This is a genomic window from Pedobacter sp., from assembly GCF_031119335.1.
Lineage (GTDB): Bacteria > Bacteroidota > Bacteroidia > Sphingobacteriales > Sphingobacteriaceae > Pedobacter.
Genome location: NZ_JAVHXT010000008.1, coordinates 87319 through 107440 on the forward strand (window position 1 = coordinate 87319; position 20122 = coordinate 107440).

Sequence of the window (20122 nt, forward strand, 5' to 3'; positions counted from 1 at the left end):
AATGATACTTATTGCAGACGGTGGATCTACTAAAACCAACTGGTGCTTAATCAACGAAGCCGGAAGGAAAATCCATTTTAACACCGAGGGTTACAACCCTTATTTTGCAAAGCAAGATTACATTGAAAACTCGTTGAGAACCACATTACCAGACACGCTAGACGCTTCCAAACTAGAAGAGGTTTACTATTACGGCGCTGGTTGTTCTACAGATGCAAACAAAAAAATTGTATCAGATGCAATGCAAAAGGTTTTTGTAAACGCTAAAATCAATGTAGATCATGATTTGTTAGCTTCTTGCCGTGCACTTTTGGGCGACGAGCCGGGCTTTGCAGCTATTTTAGGGACTGGAACCAACACTTGTCTTTACGATGGTAGCGACATTTCTCTGAACATCGATTCGCTAGGTTATTTCTTAGGCGACGAAGGTAGTGGCAGTTTCATTGGCAAGCGCTTATTAGCCGATTATATGAAAGGTTTTATGCCAAAAGGATTAGCCGAAAGCTTCTTCACTATTTACGGCTTAAGTAACGAAGATATTTTCGACAACATCTACAACAAACCACTTCCAAACCGTTTCTGCGCAAGCTTTAGCAAGTTCTTGTACGATTTTAAAACTGTGTACCCAGAATATGCAGAAGATGTGGTTGACACTGCTTTCACGGCATTCTTTGAGAAATTGGTAATTCATTACCCTAACTACAACAAGCACTTGTTAAATGTAGTAGGCTCGGTAGGTTACAGCTTTAGAGATAGACTAAGCGTAGTAGCCGATAAATACGAAATGGGCGTAGGTAAAATTATCCGTTCCCCAATAGACGACTTGGTAGAATACCATTTAAGCAAAAGATAAGACAAGAAGCTCCGTAAATCGGAGCTTTTTTGTTTTTAGTCATATTGAGTCATTTGTTCACTAGCTCATTGTTATTTAATTATTGGTTTATTATCATCTAAACACTCGTCATTGCCAGCTCAACTGGCAATCGTAATGCGCTAAAAGCTTAGGATGATTTCATCATTCAGAAGCGCAACTCCCTACCGCTTTTAAACGGCAGTCCTGCTTTACGCTGTATCTTTTTTGGGTTACTAAGCTGTCACATCAAAACCTGTGAAAGGGCAAACTAATTGCTCCTAATGTTACAAAATGTAACAAAAAAGGATGTCGCTGCAATCAGGGCTATTGAACAAAAATCCTTGCTAGAAAATAGCGGTTAAATCTTAAATGTTTTATATTGTTGTATGAAAACCTAAAAAATGTATTAAGAACTGCTATCTTAACTCCCCTTCAATTCTTAATGTTTTACATTCACACCGTGATGGGCTAACCCTTTAATAAAGTAATCTTTGTCATTTTCTACTAAAACAGTCGTATTTTCTTGCATTCCTAGCCCAAATCAGCTAATTTAGTGAAATTAACAAGATGTATAAATGAGCGATTTTAACGACTTTAATAACGAGCAGGTTGCCAAATTGCCTAGACATTTAAGGCAATTTATAGTAGAGCAAAATTATGAAAAATACACGCCAATTGACCAAGCGGTTTGGCGTTATGTAATGCGTCAAAACTATAGTTATCTAAAGCACGTAGCTTATTATCCATACATTAAAGGTTTAAACAGGGCAGGCTTAAGTATCGAGTATATTCCAGATTTGCAAACCATGAACGACAATTTGGGGAAAATTGGTTGGGGCGCAGTTACTGTTGATGGCTTTATCCCACCAGCGGCATTTATGGAATACCAAGCTTACCGAGTGTTAGTTATTGCTGCCGATATCCGCCAGATTAACCACATTGAATATACGCCCGCACCAGATATTATCCACGAAAGTGCGGGTCATGCTCCTATTATTGCTGATACAGATTACAATGCTTACTTGAGCTACTTTGGTTCTATCGGAGCAAAAGCAATGTTTTCTAGCAAAGATTTTGAGCTTTACGAAGCTATCCGCAGGCTTTCTATTTTAAAGGAAGCTGCAAATGTTGACGAAGCCGAAATTGCCAAGGCAGAAAAGGAACTAAAATTCATCGCAGATAACATGGGCGACCCTTCGGAAATGGCTTTACTAGGTCGTTTGCATTGGTGGACGGTAGAATATGGTTTGATTGGAACGCTGGAAAATCCGAAAATTTACGGCGCTGGCCTACTTTCTTCCATTGGCGAAAGTGCAACTTGCATGGACCCAAAAATTAAGAAGCTTTGGTACAACTTAGATACGATAAATTACTCGTACGATATTACTCAAGAGCAGCCGCAGCTGTTTGTAACCCCTACGTTCCAAAATCTAATCGATGTATTAGAAGCTTTTGCCAACACCATGGCATTTAGACGTGGCGGTTCAGAAAGTGTTTTAAAAGCTATCGAATGTAAAAACCCAAGTACGGCAGTTTACAGTTCTGGCCTGCAGGTTACAGGTGTTTTCACAGATGTGGGCATGAGTAAAGATGACGAGGTAACTTTCATTAAAACCACTGGTCAATCTGCCTTAGCTTTTGGTGGTAAAGAATTACCTGGACATGGTAAAAACTATCATAAAGATGGTTTTTCATCGCCAGTTGGTAAATTAAAAGCGACTGAAAAATTATTGGAAGACCATACGCTTGAAGATTTAACAAGTTTAGGCATTTCGGCTGGCGAACGTGGAGTTTTAACTTTCGAGAGCGGCATTGAAGTAAATGGTTTGGTTAAAGAAATCATCCGCAAAGGCGAAAAAACGATATTAATTGCTTTTGAAGATTGTACTGTAAAAGAGGCTAATGGCAACATCTTGTTCCAACCAGAATGGGGAACTTATGATATGGCGGTTGGCGATAAGATTGTGTCAGTTTTTAACGGTGCCGCAGATAAAGATGCTTACGAAGAAATCACACACATCAGCGAGCAGTTAACACATAAAATTGTTTACGATGATGCGACAAAGCGTTTGCACAGCTTGTACCAACAAGTAAGAGATATTCGTGAAGCTGGCGAAGGCACAGAGAAATTAGCAGACATTTTTAACGAACTGAAAACTAACTTCCGTTACGATTGGCTTGCTGCATTGCAGATTTTAGAGATTTTGCATCATACAGCAAGTAATCCAGCTTTGGAAAACGAAGTAAGGATTTACCTAGAAATGAAAGCCGCTAACGAAAAAGAATTAACCAAATTAATTAACGATGGTTTTCATGTGATTGCTAATCCAGTTACGCAGTTAATTGCTGTGGAGGATTAATAAAACTATCGTCATTTCGACTGGAGCGCAGCGAAATGGAGAAATCTTTGAACTATAAAAACATTTTAAAGATTTCTCGGCTACGCTCGAAATGACGAGTAGCCAAAATCTCATTGGTTTATGTAATCGACAGACCCGCTACGCAATTAATTGGTGTGTATGATTAGTCTTACAATCAAACTTACGAAGTTTTAAAAACTTCGTAAGTTTCTAAAAACGGTCGTCATTTCGAGGCACGAAGCAATCTTACTACTATTGCATTATGCTTTAAGATTGCTTCGTGCCTAGCAATGACGATAATATTGTTTAATTATTCTTCTTTACATACTTCGTCAATATCACAATCATTTGCTCGTTGATTTTCCCTTCAATCTGCTCGTGATTATCGTGAACTAACCTAATTTTCTTAACCACAGTTCCTTTTGGTGCACTAAAGCTAGTCCCTTTCACATCCAAAGCTTGGGTTAAAACTACCGTATCGCCGTTTTCCAACACGTTACCAAAAGCATCAGTGTGAACCGCTGCTACTTCCAAACCGCTCATTCCCCATTGTATCACATCTTCATCTAAATCTACCATACTCAAAACACCACTTGCCCAATCTTCATCCTTATAGTTTTGTAGAATGCGATAGCTTAATGCCTGTACACTTGGTTCTGGGTTCCAAATACTGCCTTCTACTACTCGCCAATAAAAACTTTGGTCGGTTGCTTCCAAATTTTGCAAGCAATCGTTGCATAAAGCAACCTGATTTTCAATCGCACCCTCTTTTTTCGGACTTACCGTATAATCAATAGTCGCTTCGTTTTTGCTACACAACTCACATAATCCTTCGCTGCGTTCCTTTAGTTTTTCTAACATCTTTCTTTAATTGGTGGGCAAAGGTATCGATAAAGAAATCGGATTTCAAATGTGTGACGAATATCAAAATACCAAAAAATACTGATGATAAGCGGCAGCTTACCTCGTTAACTTTACGCTATTAATTAAGAATTCTTATGAAACAATATACTTTAATTTTGGCGTTTGTTAGTTTATTCATTTTAAATGGATGCGACAAAAAAGCAACAGAACCCGAACCAACACCCAAAGAGGACAAACTTGAACCCACTTTAAATATGGCATTCGCAAAACCGACCCTAAATGGCATTGGTTTTATGGATATTGTTTTTACCGCAGACGGTAGAGCCGCCGCTTTAAGTACTAGAAAAGAAGTTTTCTTTAGTAATAACGATGGTGCTACTTGGCAATTGGTAAGGCAATATTCAGCTTTAAATAACGATACTACTATTCAAAGTTTGGCATTACACCCAACGCAAGACATTGTCTTTTTAGGTGCAAGTTTCTTTCATAATGGGAACTCTAATTTAAAGCATCTCATCATTAAAAAAGATGGGGCAGGAAAATGGCAGGACCACATTATTGTAGATACGAGGTACACCGACCAAGCAAGTAATCCGCAAAAAATACCAGCTGGTTTTACTTACAATCATAGTTTTTGGTTTAGAAATTACGTAATTAATAGTTTCACCAACCCAACAGGCACCGATGGTTTTGTGTCCATCCAATTTGACCCAGAAAAAACAGATAAATTTTCTAGTCAAATGGTGATGTTACCTGCTTCTAAAAATCCATTCGTTGCTACTTCAGTAATACCAATTGGCGATGATTATGACAAGATGTATAATTGCGCTGGCTCCGAAATTTTACCTAGTAAAGTAAAAGCAAATACTCGAATTTACCAATGGCACAACTTCACTTGGTTAACCTCAAATAGTTCTGACAATACCAACAGACCAGATTGTTGCTTGCCAGATTACATGGCCGCTAGTCCAGATTTAAAAGGCAAAAAGTTTAACAAACTGATGCTTTATACTGGACTAGGAAAGCTCTATCATACTCACATCGCCCCTGCAGCACACCACCAGCAAGAAATTATTTTACCAAAGGATGTAGTTGGTCATGGAGATAAACTATGTGTAGGTATTGATAGGCAAGGCTATGTTTGGCTCGGGACTGCGGCAAGTGGAATGTTTAAAAGCACTAGCCCACTACCTTAAAATAGCTATCTTTGCCGCCAACAAAGATATTATCCATGAACATCATTATTACCGGAGCCAGTAGCGGCATAGGTTTCGAGGCAGCGTTAGAACTAAGTTTAGATACTAAAAACAAAGTAGTTTGCATTGCCCGCTCTGCAGATAAGTTGCGTAAACTGCATGAAATTGCCAAAAGCATTACGCCAGAGTGTACCCTTTTACCTGTGGCTTTTGATTTAGTGAATGATGATTATAATGCGCTTATTCCTTTCATCGAGCAACGACTTGGAACTGTAGATATTTTGATTAACAATGCCGGTGCTTTAATTAACAAGCCTCTTTTAGAAACGACAGAAGTTGATTTGGCAGAAATGCTAGAACACAACGTGATGAGCCATTTCAAAATGACCCGTTACATGTTACCGTTTATGAGTGCTGGTGCACATATTGTAAATATTGGAAGTATGGGCGGCTTTCAAGGAAGCGTGAAATTCCCAGGTTTGGCGGCTTACTCGGCTAGTAAAGCAGCTTTGCACACTTTAACTGAATGTATGGCGCAAGAGTTAATTACAACTGGAATTAAAATCAATTGTTTGGCTTTAGGTTCTGCACAAACCGAGATGTTGGAAGCTGCATTTCCAGGTTATGAAAGTCCGGTAATGGCTTTTGAAATGGGCAAGTATGTTGCTGACTTTGCAAGAACAGGACATAAGTTTTTTAATGGTAAAGTTTTGCCTGTAGCGGTGACCACTCCTTAACCCTCAACCCCTAAATGGGAGCGAGAACCTTGCCGAAGCGAACTTCTCGCTCCTTAGGGGAGAGATGCTGAAGACAGAGAGGGGCTATAAGTTTTCCACATTCCTTGGCGCTTTAAATCTTGTTCGTTAAGTTTGAAACCATACATGAAGAAAATACTTTTAACCATCTTATTGCTCGGTAGTATTGCTTTTAGTTCTAAAGCACAGGATAATGTGTCTCTAACTATGCAGTATCAGAAAATGATGGAGAAAGTAATTAGCCGTATCCCAGAGGTCGCTAACTCTACTTCAACAAAAATCATGGACTTTGCTAAATCATTAATCGGAACTAGATACCGTTATGCTTCTAGTAATCCTGAAATTGGTTTCGATTGTTCTGGTTTTGTGAGCTATGTGTACAAACAATTTGGTTTTACTGGTGCTCGTTCTTCAGCAGATTTTGCTAAAAAAGGTAAGGCTATTAAATTGGCTGATGCTAAAGTTGGTGATGTGTTGGTATTCACTGGTTCTAATTCTAGAGTAAGAAGACCAGGTCACGTTGGTATTATTTACTCGATCGACGAAGAAGGCAAAATCAAGTTCATTCATTCTTCTTCTGGCAAAGCAAAAGGCGTAACCATTACCGATTTAGAAGGCTACTACAAAAACCGTTTCTTGAAGGCGGTAACTGTGATGGAGTAGTTCAAGTCGCAGTTTTCAGTTTTATCTTCCCGCTGATTTACAAAGATTTTCTTCGCAGATTTTAGATGATTTTTTTCTTGGTCTGCCAAAACTGGATTTTTCTAACACTTATTGACGATACTCTTCCGGACTTTACTGACTTTCGGACTAATTAAAGCAACAACACCTTCAAAGCATCTGCAACCTTACCATAAGCAATAAGCTCCTTGGCAAATTCGTGCAGTTCTCTTTCTCTGTTGGTTTCATCGCCAATGGTAGCATCTAAAATATCCTTAACATTAGCATTCCATTGCATTTCGGCAACTTCATCTTCGTTTGGCAACTGTTCTTCGTTACCTAACAAACCTAAATCATTTCCCGTAAGCACTTTCGATTGACGCACAGAAAGCGGCAATGCGCTTACGCCAATACCCAAAGTAGTTAAAGGTTTTGGAACTGTAAACAAACTTTCTGGTGTAACACGACTGTACCAATTACCTCCCAAACGAGCTACCAAATCAATTTTTTGTTGGTCAATTTTACCTTCTGTATCTAAAATTTCTTCTTTAATGTGGATGAGTTTAATTTCGGCCAATACCAAATTACCGGCGCCATGTTGGTCGCCCAAAGGGAGGATTTGAGTTACCACACACTCTAATTGCACTGGTGCTTCTGATACTCTTGGCGGCTTTACCAAATGTGAGGTTTCCATGGTAAAACCAGCTTTTTCAAATTCGTTTACACCTTTGCCATACTCCGTACTCGACAAGCTTGTTTGCTGTACCATCGCATAATTCACAATATTCACTACAACTTCGCCGACTTCCTGTACATTCTCTAAAGTATGTTTAGTGGTATTGTCTCTCACACGCCTAGCTGGAGAAAAAATACAAACTGGCGGGTTAGTGCTAAACAAATTAAAAAAACTAAACGGACTGAGGTTCACGTTTCCTTCAGCATCAATTGTAGACGCCAAACAGATAGGTCGTGGTGCAATGGCATACTGCAAATAATTTTGCAACTGCATTGGAGAAAGGTCTTCGCATTTTAGTGTCAGCATAGTTTTGGGTTGAAGATGTTTTTATTCTCTAAGCCGTCATTTCGAACGCAGAGAGAAATCTCAAAGTTAGTCACTTTTACCTTACAGATTTCTCTCTGCGTTCGAAATGACGTAATTGTTTGCTGTCAGTTTTACGATAGAAAGGTTTACCTATGTAACCTAAACCTGATAGCAGCGAGCATCCCGATTTTATCGGGATAAAGCGAATAGCAGGGCTTTCGTAACCGAAGTACACTGAACCCTGCTTTTCAAATTTTATTTTTTAAGTGCTAGTATCGAAAAATCAGTATCTGCTTTGGTAATGTTGTTACTCAGCGCACCCAGACCTGTAATCTCCATTTCTACATGGTCGCCGTCTTGTAGCCATTGCACTTTATAGTTAGGATCGTTTAGTAAACCTGTGCCGTTTAATTCCAAGAAACAGCCCGTACCTACCGTTCCGGAGCCAATGACATCACCTGGCAAAATATCTACACCGTAAGCACAACGCTCAATAATTTCGGCAAAAGTCCAATCCATATCGGCCATGTTACCACTCGAAACCTCGATGCCGTTTACCTTACAAGTCATTTTTAGATTGTAGTTGTTACCCACATGATTTTCTTTTGCGGCAACTTTGTATTGCTCTAACTCATCTGGTGTAACTAACCACGGACCAATTACAGTAGAAAAATCCTTTCCTTTTGCCGGACCAAGATTTAACAACATCTCTTCCATTTGCAAAGTACGGGCGCTCATATCGTTCATAATGGTATAACCAGCAATATATTCGTCGGCTTCCGAAGCTTTGATATTGCGTCCTTTTTTACCGATTACCACGGCTACCTCTAACTCAAAATCTAGCTTTTGAAAATGGTCTGGCATACACTCAATTTCGCCTGGACCTTGAATAGCGTTATGATTGGTAAAATAGAAAATCGGATATTGGTCGAACTCGGCAATCATATCCACCTTACGGTTTCTACGAGCGGCAGCAACGTGCTGTCTAAAAGCATAACCATCTCTACACGATGTTGGGTGCGGAACCGGCGCTAAAAGTTCATAAAAAATTTCTTCCTTGGGCTGTAATTTACCATCCAAAATATCCTGATTAACTTGTTTTGCTCTTTCCATTAAAGGCTCGCCACCTTCCAAAAAAGCGTTCATGTTATCGGGAATTAACTTATGGCAAGAGTTTAGGTTGTAAATGTGTCCGTTCACAAAAATGCCTAAATGCTCTTTATCTTCTGTTTTATAGGATACAAGCTTCATTGATATAAATATTTTTAGTTAGCGATGTTAATATCCACATCCCAATGGAACAACAATATTTATTGGAGATGGTTTATAGTTGGATGTCTTCAAAGCTATGAAAGCAGTTTGGGTTTTCCAAAATCTGTTGAATGATACGTCTATTATTTTACCACCTAAGACATTTAAGAACATTTTAGATTAATGTAATTTCTAAAGTGAACTAAGGTGTCTAAGGTGGTATTTTTTTAAAAGAGAAAAAATGAGGTTTGAAACATTGACTTTAAAAAGCTAATTTTACAAAAGCAAAATGAACGAGATTTTCCCATATCACAACCATTGTGTAGCAGAAGTATTTTCTGCTTACCGATATGCGATGCTATCTAAGTTGATTTTTGCGCAATATTCTTTATAAATCTACATCTATCTCAAGCGTTTTATAAAACGTTACCAAAACGCTTTCAAACGCTTTCCGTTATTATTCGTTATATTTAATTCTAACCAAATTAACCGTATTATATGCCAATTTACCACACTTTAGGGACTATACCTCCTAAAAGACATACCGTTTTCCGTAAACCAAATGGCGATTTATACGCCGAAGAATTGGTTTCTACGGAAGGATTTTCGAGCTTGTACTCGTTGGTGTACCACTGTCACCCGCCAACTATTGTTAAAGAATTGGGTGAACCTTACAACGTAGAACCTAAGATTGCTCGTGAAAAGCATTTACGTCATACCAGTTTATTGGGCTTTAAGATTAATCCAGAGGATGATTATTTAAAAAGTAGAAAACCTGTTTTGGTAAACAGCGATTTGCATATTTCTTTAGCCGCACCTAGAAAATCGATGACTGATTACTTTTACAAAAACAGTCAGGCTGATGAAGTGATTTTTATTCACGAAGGAACGGGAAAATTAAAAACTGGCTTCGGCGAAATTGCTTTTGAATACGGCGATTACCTGATTGTTCCCCGTGGTACCATTTACCAATTGGAATTTAACGATGAGAAAAACCGCTTATTCATTGTAGAAAGTTTCAGCCCTATTCGTACGCCAAAACGCTACAGAAATGCCTTTGGTCAGTTAGAGGAGCATTCTCCTTTTTGTGAGCGAGATATTAAAAGACCGCAGAACTTACAAACTTTTGATGAGCTTGGCGACTTTAAAGTGCTGATAAAAAAGCAAGGTATTATGTACCCTTACACTTATGGTACGCATCCTTTTGATTTTGTAGGTTGGGATGGTTTCCACTATCCTTGGGCTTTTTCTATCCACGATTTTGAACCAATTACCGGTCGTTTGCACCAACCGCCACCCGTACATCAAACTTTCGAAGGGCATAATTTCGTAATTTGTTCTTTCGTACCTCGTAAATACGATTATCATCCGTTATCTATCCCAGCACCTTATAACCACAGCAATGTAGATAGCGATGAGGTTTTATATTATGTAGATGGTGATTTTATGAGCCGCAAAAGCGTAGAAAAAGGTCAGATTACTTTACATCCAGGCGGCATTCCTCACGGACCACATCCAGGAACGGTAGAAAAATCTATTGGCAAAGAAAGTACAGAAGAACTTGCCGTGATGATTGACCCTTTTAGACCATTAATGCTAACTGAAGATGCCATTGCCATTGAAGATGAAAGTTATCATAAAAGCTGGCAGGTAAACGTAGAGTAAAGGTAAGCGTTGAGCGACGAGCGTTATAACACGCCATACGCCATACGCAAAACATAAAAAGTACAACTATTAACACACAAACAAAATGTCGACACAAACATTTGCAGAAAAAATAGCTAAGGCAAAAGACTTCCTTCCTATTAACGGAACGGATTATATAGAATTTTATGTAGGTAATGCTAAACAGGCGGCACATTACTACAAAACTGCTTTCGGTTTTCAATCGTTAGCTTATGCCGGACCAGAAACTGGTGTAAGAGACAGAGCATCTTACGTTTTACAACAAGGAAAAATCCGCTTGATTTTAACTACAGCATTGAAATCTGACAATCCAATCGCCGAGCACGTAAAAACGCATGGCGATGGCGTAAAAGTTTTAGCCCTTTGGGTAGATGATGCTTACAGCGCTTTTGAAGAAACCACTAAACGTGGCGCAAAACCTTATTTAGAGCCTCAAACGTTAACTGACGAAAACGGAGAGCTAAAAATGAGCGGCATTTACACTTACGGTGAGACCATCCACATGTTTATTGAGCGCAAGAACTACAATGGCGTGTTTATGCCGGGCTATCAAAAATGGGAAAGTGATTATAACCCGAGTGATGCTGGTTTGCTTTATATTGACCACTGTGTTGGTAACGTAGGTTGGAACCGCATGAACGAAACCGTAAAATGGTACGAAGAAGTGATGGGTTTTGTAAACATCCTTTCGTTCGATGACAAGCAAATCAATACCGAATATTCTGCTTTAATGAGCAAGGTAATGAGCAACGGAAATGGCTTCTCAAAATTCCCAATTAACGAACCAGCAGAAGGCAAAAAGAAATCTCAAATTGAAGAATATTTAGAGTTTTATGAAGGCGAAGGTGTGCAACATATCGCGGTAGCTACTAAAGACATTGTTAAAACAGTAAAACTATTAAAAGAAAGAGGTGTAGAGTTTTTAAGTGCTCCACCAGAAGCTTACTACGAAATGATGCCTAATCGCGTTGGCGAAATTGATGAAGAAATTGAACTGCTAAAAGGATTAGGTATTTTGGTAGATTGTGATGAAGAAGGTTATTTACTGCAGATTTTCACTAAACCTGTAGAAGACAGACCAACCTTGTTTTTCGAAATTATTCAACGTAAAGGTGCACAAAGTTTTGGTGCTGGTAACTTTAAAGCATTGTTTGAAAGTTTAGAGCGTGAGCAAGCCTTGAGAGGAAATTTGTAATTAAGTCTTGCCGTCATTTCGTGCGTAGTCGAGAAATCTTTGGATTTGTTTATTATAAAAAGTTCAAAGATTTCTCTATTCGCTTCGCTCAATCGAAATGACGAACATTAGGACTAACAATGTCCCAATAAATAATAAATCACCACAAAAACTACAATGGTTGATAAACAACCACCACCCAATTTCCAAGCGCCCCAACCTGCTAATACTGTTCTGAAAAAGTTATTCATAAGTTTAAGTTTTTAGTCTGCTAGAGATAACCACGTTATTGCAAAAAGGTTTTTAAACTTGCAAAAATTTCCTACGTCATTGTACAATTAGCTTAAAAAACGAGAATAAAAAACATCCTTTAGGCTTATTTTGTTACTTTTGAAATTCGCTAATGGGAAAAATTGCAGCCATCAAAAAATCGAAGCTCTTTCACTTTTGTTATCACCTACAAAAAGCGTTCGTCCTATATCAAAAAAACGACCCTCTACGCTTAGCTGGCGCTACTGCTTTTTTTGCAAATTTCGCCATACCTCCCATTCTTTTAATTTTAATTAGGTTGTTCGGCTTTTTTGTTGATAGAAGGATTTTAGCAACCCGCATATTCGACCGTATCTCCGAAATTTTAATACCCAGCAGTACCGAACAAATTAGGGATACCTTAAAGAACATCCGTGGAATTGACCATAATTGGTGGGCGACCATACTTACTTTTGTGTTTTTTATTTTCGTGGCCACTACCCTATTTAACGTTATCAAAAATTCTGTAGAGCAAATCTGGAATATTGGTCAGGATGAAAAAAACGGCTTTCTTTTTACGCTAAAAATACGAGCTAGGTCTATGATTATCATTCTGTTGGCGGGAATACTGTTCTTCGTTGGTTTGGTAACCGATAGTATCCAAGCATTAGTAGGCACCTATTTAAACGACACTGCACCTAATGTGGCAAAATGGTTAGTTTGGGTTCTAAATCAGACAGTTTTTACGCTCATTGTAATGGTTTGGTTCACTATCCTTTTTAGGTTTTTAACCAATGCCCGCCCAAGCTGGAAAATAGCATTACAAGGTGGTTTATTAACCGCAGTATTGTTTAACATAGGCAAGTACATCCTTCGCATTATGTTGCCTTTAAGTAACATCGAAAACATTTATGGCGCATCTGGTTCTATTATTTTAGTGATGCTTTTTGTATTTTACTCTTCACTGATTTTCTACTTTGGGGCATGTTTCATTAAGGTAATTAGTGAGAGAAAACACGTAGACATTCGCCCGTTAAAAGGTGCACACGCTTACGAGTTGAAGGAGATTATTTAAACTCCCAACCGTAAGAAGCTGTTTAAATTTCAATGAAAATAAATACTTAGGCGGGTGGGGACACCCACCTATAGTGAGCCGCTAGAGTTTGGTGTCCTCACCAAACTCAACCTGTCAAACATTTATTCATTTTTAAACAGTTTCTTATTTCAACCACAAAGACACAAACACCAAGATATTAAGTTTATTGCTAGTGTATTCACCAACTATTATAAACAAAAAAGGTTTGGTGTTAACACCAAACCTCATATAGTATCAAAGTTCATTATTTCTAAAATAGCCTTAAACCTATGCCGAAAGTGAACATATTTAGTTTAGTATCGGGATAGCCCGCGTCATTAAGTTTCGACAAGCCCATTTCGTATCTCAAATCAACGCTTAATTTTCCAACATCTAGTCCTGTGCCAAACTGCCAAGCAAAAGCCTGGTCTTTAAATTTGCCAGCAAATATATCAGATGCGGCATCTTCAAAAGTTTGCTCTTTACTTAAAATAAACGAAGCCACCGGACCAGTATTTAACCTAAAACCAATGCCCGCTGCGCCAATTTTAGTCCCAATTAAAACCGGAACATCTAAACTGGTGAATTTCACGTCATTCTCTAAACCAGCATTATTTTTTAATGTGGTATTCTTCCCAGAAAGGTATAATTCGGGCTGTAAATGAATTCCAGCTGCGCCAATACGCGTCCAAATACCACCATAATAACCCGCTTTGTTATCACTTGCAAAGGTGTTTTCAGTACTGAATTTAGAAAGGTTAAAACCTCCTTTTAATCCAAACTGAAAAGATGGTAATACCTGCCCAAACGCAAAAAATGTACTACTAACCAAAAATGCTACTAATGTAATTCGTTTCATAATATTTAATTCAATTTAAGCTTAGCGCTACATAGCGATGGACTTTATATTTATTTCGCCTCAAATCTACTCCTTTTAAGAATACCAAACGACAATAAAAAACTAGCCCTTAGTTAAAAGGGCCATATTCATTTTTAAAAAACTTTTAAGCTTTTGCATTAACCTTTTCAAACCCCTGCATCTCAAAGACTGCCAATTTATCTAGCAGGTTAAAATGTACGGTACCAAAAAAGTTAAAAATTCCGTCGTCGTTTTTAGCTTCTATACAAACAGTTTCTTTAAGAATAGGATTTTTCGGGTTTTTAGTTCCCGAAAAAAGCATGTCTTCGTCTTGAATAATTACATTTTTTGCTTCTATTGCAAAATCATTTAAAAGGGCCAAAAATGCCTTGCCATTTAGTAACAGTTCTTTAATATTCATAACCCAAGAATTTAAGTGAAGATTAGTTTAGAGTTAAACAATATACGCATAAAATAGTTCTAAAATTTTCGTTGAAATAGAAATTATTTTAAAAAATTAATTGAAAAGCAAATACGGAAGCACTTTTGAACTGTAGCCCCGTTTTACGCTCAAATCTTTTTTGCGCACCTTCCATCGTCATTTAGAACCTACGTGAAACCTCGAAGCTGAAGCGCATATCACAACCGATTTCTCTCCCGAGGGAGCCTGTACTATATGCAAGCATACCATGGAAAAATCGAAGACAGATGCTTAACTCGGTTTCGAAATGACGTACAAAAAAGTATTTCCGCTTCAACCGGGTTTAGTATGCAAATGTTGTGCAAAGGTTTAAGTTCATTAAACCCGACAGCAGCGAGCACGTATCCCGATTTTATCGGGAGAAGTAAAGCGAATGGCGGGACTGATATTGCCAAAAACCACTTCCGTAAGTTTTCAAATATTCTTTTTTGACAATTGAAATGCAAAAAATATTTGTTTAGCTAATACAAATCTATACCTTAGTTTCGTGAAATTGCTAAAGGATTTACACAATTAATTACTTAGAACCAAGTCAAAAAGCTTAGTTATTATTCAGTAAAAACCAATTATAGAACCATGAAAATTACAGTAGTAGGTGCTGGTGCCGTTGGCGCAACTTGTGCAGATAACATTGCCAGAAAAGAATTAGCAGAAGAACTAGTATTATTAGATATTAAGGAAGGTTTTGCCGAAGGTAAAGCTATTGACATGATGCAAACGGCAACTTTGTTAGGTTTCGACACCAAAATTAAAGGTGTTACCAACGATTATAGCCAAACGGCTGGTTCGGCGGTTGCTGTAATTACATCGGGCTTGCCTCGTAAACCGGGGATGACCCGCGAAGAGTTGATTGGCATTAACGCGGGTATTGTAAAAGGTGTGGCAGAAAACATTTTGAAATATTCTCCAGACGCTATTATCATCGTCATTAGTAACCCAATGGATACGATGACTTATTTAGCGTTGAAATCGTTAGGCTTACCTAAAAACCGTATTATTGGTATGGGCGGAACGTTAGATAGTGCTCGTTTCAAGTATTATTTAAGTGTGGCGCTAAACTGTAATTCTAACGATTTACAAGGGTTTGTAATTGGCGGTCATGGAGATACTACCATGATACCATTAACCAGATATGCTACTTACCAAAGTTTGCCAGTGAGCGAATTATTGGACGAAGCTACTTTAGAAAAAGTTGCTGCCGATACCATGGTTGGTGGAGCTACGCTAACCGGTTTATTGGGTACTTCGGCTTGGTATGCTCCTGGTGCCGCTGGTGCTGCATTAGTTGAAGCTATTGTTCGCGATGAGAAAAAACTGTTTACTTGCTGCGTTGCTTTAGAAGGCGAATATGGCCAAAACGATATTTGCTTAGGCGTACCTGTAATTGTAGGTAAAAACGGCTGGGAGAAAATAATAGATTATAAACTGAACGAAAAGGAACAAGCTGCTTTTAACAAAAGTGCCGATGCAGTGCGCAACATGAACAGCGTATTGGCAGAAATGAAGTTGGTTTAAATTTAGGTTAACTGATGAACCGGTTAATTGGTTAATCGTTTTGATGCTATTAACCTTTTAAACACTTAAAACGATTAACCTTAGAAATGAGAACAATTACTGTTCCCCTAATATTAGTGAACTTACAAGACAACGGTTTCCATCTTTTGGTGGAAATTGTTGTTTTTGGACAAAAGCTTTTTGCGGTGCTAGATACCGGTGCTTCGCGTTCTGTGTTTGATAAAGCTTTATTAGAGGCAAACGTACAAGACCTGCAAGAAAATGATGAACAACAAGCAGCAACCATTTTCAGTAGCGCAACAACTTTGGTGGGTACCATTCCGCTATTAAAAATTGGTAAGCTAAAATTACCCAACTATGAAACTGTAGCTATAGATTTACAAAGCGTTTCTGACACTTACCTACAAATGGGACAACCTGCTATTGCTGGCATTATTGGAGGCGACATCTTAGTAGAATACAACTGTAAGATTGATTATAAGAAAATGGTGTTGAGGTTTTATAAAGACTAAGAGATACTTCAACATGAATAGATTAAGACATTTTTAATTTATCTTAACTTCTTAATGGTTTCAATATAAATTTAATTCTATGAAAAAACTTATCCTATTTATACTTCTTTGTTGTAGCTCATTCTTAGCCGTCGCCCAAGAAATCAAAATCATAGATAAACCTATTATTTACGATTCTACCCGAATTAGACTTTCCTTAGAGTATCTAAAGCAAAGACATGGTATTGAGCAAGAAACCCCAACTATACAACCTAAAATAATTGTACTACACTGGACCGCAGCTAAAACTTTTTCTTCAACATTTAATGCTTTTAACCCATCTAAGTTACCTAACGGCGATAGGAAAGACATTGCAACGGTAAGTAGTTTAAATACTTCTTCGCAATATATGGTAGATAGAGACGGAACTATTTACCGCTTAATGCCCGATAATTATTTTGCCCGCCACGTCATCGGTTTAAACTACTGTGCCATTGGTGTAGAGAATGTGGGCAGCGCCGATTTTCCTTTGACTGACGCCCAACTTAAAGCAAATGAGGATTTAGTTAGATACCTGCAAAAGAAATACAAAATAGAATATTTGATTGGCCATTACGAATATACCAAGTTTAAAGGCACCCCACTTTGGAAAGAAACCAATCCGAATTATCAGACAGGGAAAACCGACCCTGGTGTAGATTTTATGCGAAGAATTAGAACTAACCTAAAAGACCTAGCCTTAAAAGGAATACCAGCCCAATAAATATTCTTGTTGGTTCGAAATAAATTTCTTTAACTTTATTTTAATCAAACAAAATAAAAATGAAATTTCTAAAAATTTTTCTGGTGGTAATCGTTGTATTTATCGCCATTTTTCTAATTGGAGGCTTATTTCTTCCAAAAGTTTTTTCGGTAACTAGAACAACCAACATTGCCGCAAACGATACAGTTGTTTACAAAAACATTGCAGACTTAAATAATTTCTTACAGTGGAATGCTTGGTCTAAAATGGATCCAAAAGCAAAGGTAGAAATTACCGGAATTCCTGAACAAGCTGGTCACACGTACCATTGGAAAGGTGAAAAAGCTGGTGAAGGAGAGATGAGGCTTGAAGCAGTGAAACCAGTGGAGGAAATCAAAATAGCAATGAGATTTATTGAGCCTTTCGAAAGTGCTGCTAAAACACAATTCAACTTGAGTAAAGAAAGTGACTCTACTAAAGTTACATGGACTATAAGTGGGGAAAATAACATCTTCAGTAAATGGATGTGCGCTTTTGGAATTATGGATAAAACACTTGGAAAAGACTTTGAAGATGGTTTAAAATCTCTGAAAGAAATGTCGGAGAAAAAATAAAAACTTAACTCATTAACTAAGATAGTCCTGTAATTAAAAACAGGGCTATTTTTATTTTAGGTGAGCAAACATTTTGCTTTTGTCTGTTGTTGGTTAAAAAACAGTAAAATTCACGTCTATTTTATCATATTATTTTTTAATCTGCTTTTTTTTAAACTACTTGCCCTCCAATGAATTTATTACTAGTTGAAGATGAGCCGAATGTTGTATCGGTTGTAGTTCGGGGTCTTTCTGCAGAGGGCTTTAGCGTAAGTGTAGCTCCAGACGGTACTACAGGAGAAAAAATGGCTTTAGGAAATCATTTCGACCTCATTATTTTAGATATTATGCTGCCTGGCATTAATGGTTTAGAACTGTGTAAAATCATCAAAAAGGAAAAACCGAACGTGCCTATTATTATGCTAACCGCGTTGGGCACTACAGAAAATGTAGTAAACGGATTAGATAATGGTGCCGACGATTATTTGATTAAACCTTTCAAATTCGCAGAATTGTTTGCACGCATTAGAATGTTATTGAGGAGATTTAATGGTGCAATTAGCCCAGATCAGATTATCAATATTGGCAATTTGCAAATTAACCTTACGGCAAAAAGTGTAAAAAGAGCAGATGACGAAATCACCCTCACTGCTACAGAATATCGCCTACTAGAATTCATGGCAAAAAATAAAGCTAAAATTTTATCAAGAATTGATATCTTAGAAAACGTTTGGGATATAGATTTTAATCTGGGTACCAACGTGGTGGATGTATATGTGAATTATCTCCGCAAGAAAATAGATAAAAACAGCGACCAAAAACTGATACATACTGCCGTTGGGCTAGGTTATGTACTGAAAGAAACCTAAATGCAAATAGCCAAAAAAATAACTTTACTGTTTGCCATCCTATCGGCCGTTATCATTTCTTTATTAAGCGGTTTTGTTTGGTATTTTTCTAATGAATTTGCTTTCGAAGATTTTTATAGACGGTTAGAGGCAAGGGTAAACATTGCGGCACAAATTAAATTGGTTAAGGATGAAAATAACGATGCCTACGCTAAAATGCGTGCTCAGTATTTAGAACATCTACCTTCAGAAAAAGAATACGTTATTAAAGCTGATACCAACACCCATCCAAATATCAGCACAGACGACCCTCTACCTAAGAGCTTTTACCAACGTATAAAAGAAGGCAAAATGGCTCGTTACCGTAAGGAAAATCATTTTTATGCCGGAAAATATTTTGATATTGGAGGTGCGGGCTACATCGTAATTATTGCTGCGAACGACCCCTACGGTTTCAGAGAGCTCAAGGACCTGCAAAAAATACTCATAGCCGGTTTTTTCCTTTCGGTTTTATTATCATTTCTTGTAGGCTGGAAATTTTCTAACTATACCCTCGATCCACTGCGAAACATTATCAAAAGCATGAAGAAGATCAAGGCCGAGAACCTACACCTACGATTAGATGTAAAGAGTTACGGTGGCGATGAAATGTCTGATTTGGCACAAACTTTCAACAATATGCTAAACAGATTGGAAACTGCTTTTGAAACGCAGAACAATTTCATCAGCAATGCTTCGCACGAGTTACGCACCCCACTAACCATCATTAGCGGAGAAGTAGAATTGGCAGCAAAGGCAGAAATGGGTTCGAAGGAACACTTAGCTGCACTAGAAAAAATTAAATTAGAGGCCGATAGATTAGAACATATTTTAACCAGTCTTTTAGGTTTGGCACAATCTGGCTTTAATGGAAAGGTGCAGCCGAGGGAAGAAGTTAGAATTGACGAACTGCTTTGGGAAATTAAAGAAGCGGTTTATCAGGTACATCCTGAAAGTAAAATTGAGCTAGATTTAAGTAAACTGCCCGAAGACGAAGCTGCAGTAACATTAAAGGCTAACAAAAACCTGCTGAAACTTGCCGTAACAAACGTTGTAAGCAACGCCTGTAAGTATTCGGATTTTAAACCTGTGGTGGTAAAATTAGAAAGTAATGGCAACATTTTATCCATTGCCGTAATAGATCAAGGTATTGGCATTCCGCAAGACGATATACAACATATATTTGAACCATTTTTTAGAGCCTCCAATACGAGTAACTTTAAGGGCTACGGCGTAGGACTTCCTTTATCACTGAATATCATCAGGTTGCATCGCGGCAGTATTGGCATCAAATCTCAGGAAGGATTGGGCTCGGAAATAAAGGTCATGCTTCCAATTAATTAAGACATTTGAAATTCTAATCTCATTCTAATCTATTTCTTAAGCGGC

19 protein-coding genes are annotated in these 20122 nt (G+C 37.9%); 14 read left to right on the plus strand and 5 right to left on the minus strand.

The genetic code is table 11. The annotated features are described in order from the left end of the window. The first annotated feature begins 1 nt into the window (after nucleotide 1). Entirely contained in the window at nucleotides 2-853 is an 852-nt protein-coding gene (locus REI64_RS10485) for an N-acetylglucosamine kinase (protein ID WP_308850070.1), read from the plus strand. Nucleotides 854-1428: 575 nt separating this feature from the next. Next, a complete protein-coding gene (locus tag REI64_RS10490) occupies nucleotides 1429-3213 on the plus strand; it encodes an aromatic amino acid hydroxylase (protein ID WP_308850071.1) in 1785 nt (594 codons plus the stop codon). Between the two features lie 306 nt (nucleotides 3214-3519). Here REI64_RS10490 and REI64_RS10495 read toward each other — a convergent pair whose 3' ends face one another. After that, entirely contained in the window at nucleotides 3520-4074 is a 555-nt protein-coding gene (locus REI64_RS10495) for a PhnA domain-containing protein (RefSeq protein ID WP_308850072.1), read from the minus strand. Between the two features lie 137 nt (nucleotides 4075-4211). On the opposite strand from REI64_RS10495, the gene REI64_RS10500 reads away from it, so the two are divergent. From REI64_RS10500 to REI64_RS10510, 3 genes are all read left to right on the plus strand, one after another. Next, a complete protein-coding gene (locus REI64_RS10500; protein ID WP_308850073.1) occupies nucleotides 4212-5273 on the plus strand; it encodes a hypothetical protein in 1062 nt (353 codons plus the stop codon). 35 nt (nucleotides 5274-5308) lie between these two features. Further along, complete coding sequence (locus tag REI64_RS10505) at nucleotides 5309-6010, plus strand: SDR family oxidoreductase (protein ID WP_308850074.1); 702 nt, start codon at nucleotides 5309-5311, stop codon at nucleotides 6008-6010. Nucleotides 6011-6154: 144 nt separating this feature from the next. After that, nucleotides 6155-6691 (plus strand): C40 family peptidase, encoded by a 537-nt coding sequence (locus REI64_RS10510; protein ID WP_308850075.1) that lies wholly within the window; start codon nucleotides 6155-6157, stop codon nucleotides 6689-6691. A gap of 151 nt (nucleotides 6692-6842) precedes the next feature. On the opposite strand, the gene REI64_RS10515 is transcribed toward REI64_RS10510, so the two are convergent. Further along, complete coding sequence (locus tag REI64_RS10515) at nucleotides 6843-7730, minus strand: flavin reductase family protein (protein WP_308850076.1); 888 nt, start codon at nucleotides 7728-7730, stop codon at nucleotides 6843-6845. Nucleotides 7731-7985: 255 nt separating this feature from the next. Next, nucleotides 7986-8981 carry a fumarylacetoacetate hydrolase family protein gene (locus tag REI64_RS10520; RefSeq protein ID WP_308850077.1) on the minus strand — a complete coding sequence of 332 codons (996 nt, stop codon included), beginning with the start codon at nucleotides 8979-8981 and terminating at the stop codon, nucleotides 7986-7988. A gap of 498 nt (nucleotides 8982-9479) precedes the next feature. Between REI64_RS10520 and REI64_RS10525 the strand changes: the two genes are divergently transcribed. From REI64_RS10525 to REI64_RS10535, 3 genes are all read left to right on the plus strand, one after another. After that, nucleotides 9480-10646, plus strand: a complete 1167-nt coding sequence (locus REI64_RS10525; protein ID WP_308850078.1) for a homogentisate 1,2-dioxygenase — start codon at nucleotides 9480-9482, stop codon at nucleotides 10644-10646. 85 nt (nucleotides 10647-10731) lie between these two features. Next, on the plus strand, nucleotides 10732-11862 hold the full coding sequence (hppD, locus tag REI64_RS10530; protein WP_308850079.1) for a 4-hydroxyphenylpyruvate dioxygenase: 1131 nt from the start codon (nucleotides 10732-10734) through the stop codon (nucleotides 11860-11862). 382 nt (nucleotides 11863-12244) lie between these two features. Beyond that, complete coding sequence (locus REI64_RS10535) at nucleotides 12245-13165, plus strand: YihY/virulence factor BrkB family protein (protein WP_308850080.1); 921 nt, start codon at nucleotides 12245-12247, stop codon at nucleotides 13163-13165. A 271-nt stretch (nucleotides 13166-13436) separates the two neighbouring features. On the opposite strand, the gene REI64_RS10540 is transcribed toward REI64_RS10535, so the two are convergent. Beyond that, nucleotides 13437-14024: a porin family protein gene (locus tag REI64_RS10540; protein WP_308850081.1), complete on the minus strand. Its 588-nt coding sequence runs from the start codon at nucleotides 14022-14024 to the stop codon at nucleotides 13437-13439. A 145-nt stretch (nucleotides 14025-14169) separates the two neighbouring features. Then, nucleotides 14170-14445 carry a hypothetical protein gene (locus tag REI64_RS10545; protein ID WP_308850082.1) on the minus strand — a complete coding sequence of 92 codons (276 nt, stop codon included), beginning with the start codon at nucleotides 14443-14445 and terminating at the stop codon, nucleotides 14170-14172. A gap of 636 nt (nucleotides 14446-15081) precedes the next feature. Here REI64_RS10545 and mdh point away from each other — a divergent pair. The 6 genes from mdh (at nucleotide 15082) to REI64_RS10575 (ending at nucleotide 20077) form a co-directional block, all read left to right on the plus strand. Continuing rightward, entirely contained in the window at nucleotides 15082-16020 is a 939-nt protein-coding gene (gene mdh / locus REI64_RS10550; protein WP_308850083.1) for a malate dehydrogenase, read from the plus strand. A gap of 86 nt (nucleotides 16021-16106) precedes the next feature. After that, entirely contained in the window at nucleotides 16107-16532 is a 426-nt protein-coding gene (locus REI64_RS10555) for an aspartyl protease family protein (protein ID WP_308850084.1), read from the plus strand. Between the two features lie 79 nt (nucleotides 16533-16611). Next, nucleotides 16612-17274, plus strand: a complete 663-nt coding sequence (locus REI64_RS10560) for a peptidoglycan recognition family protein (RefSeq protein WP_308850085.1) — start codon at nucleotides 16612-16614, stop codon at nucleotides 17272-17274. A gap of 59 nt (nucleotides 17275-17333) precedes the next feature. Next, nucleotides 17334-17867 carry an SRPBCC family protein gene (locus REI64_RS10565; RefSeq protein WP_308850086.1) on the plus strand — a complete coding sequence of 178 codons (534 nt, stop codon included), beginning with the start codon at nucleotides 17334-17336 and terminating at the stop codon, nucleotides 17865-17867. A gap of 170 nt (nucleotides 17868-18037) precedes the next feature. Continuing rightward, complete coding sequence (locus tag REI64_RS10570) at nucleotides 18038-18715, plus strand: response regulator transcription factor (RefSeq protein ID WP_308850087.1); 678 nt, start codon at nucleotides 18038-18040, stop codon at nucleotides 18713-18715. Beyond that, nucleotides 18716-20077, plus strand: a complete 1362-nt coding sequence (locus REI64_RS10575) for an ATP-binding protein (protein WP_308850088.1) — start codon at nucleotides 18716-18718, stop codon at nucleotides 20075-20077. The last annotated feature ends 45 nt before the right edge of the window (nucleotides 20078-20122 follow it).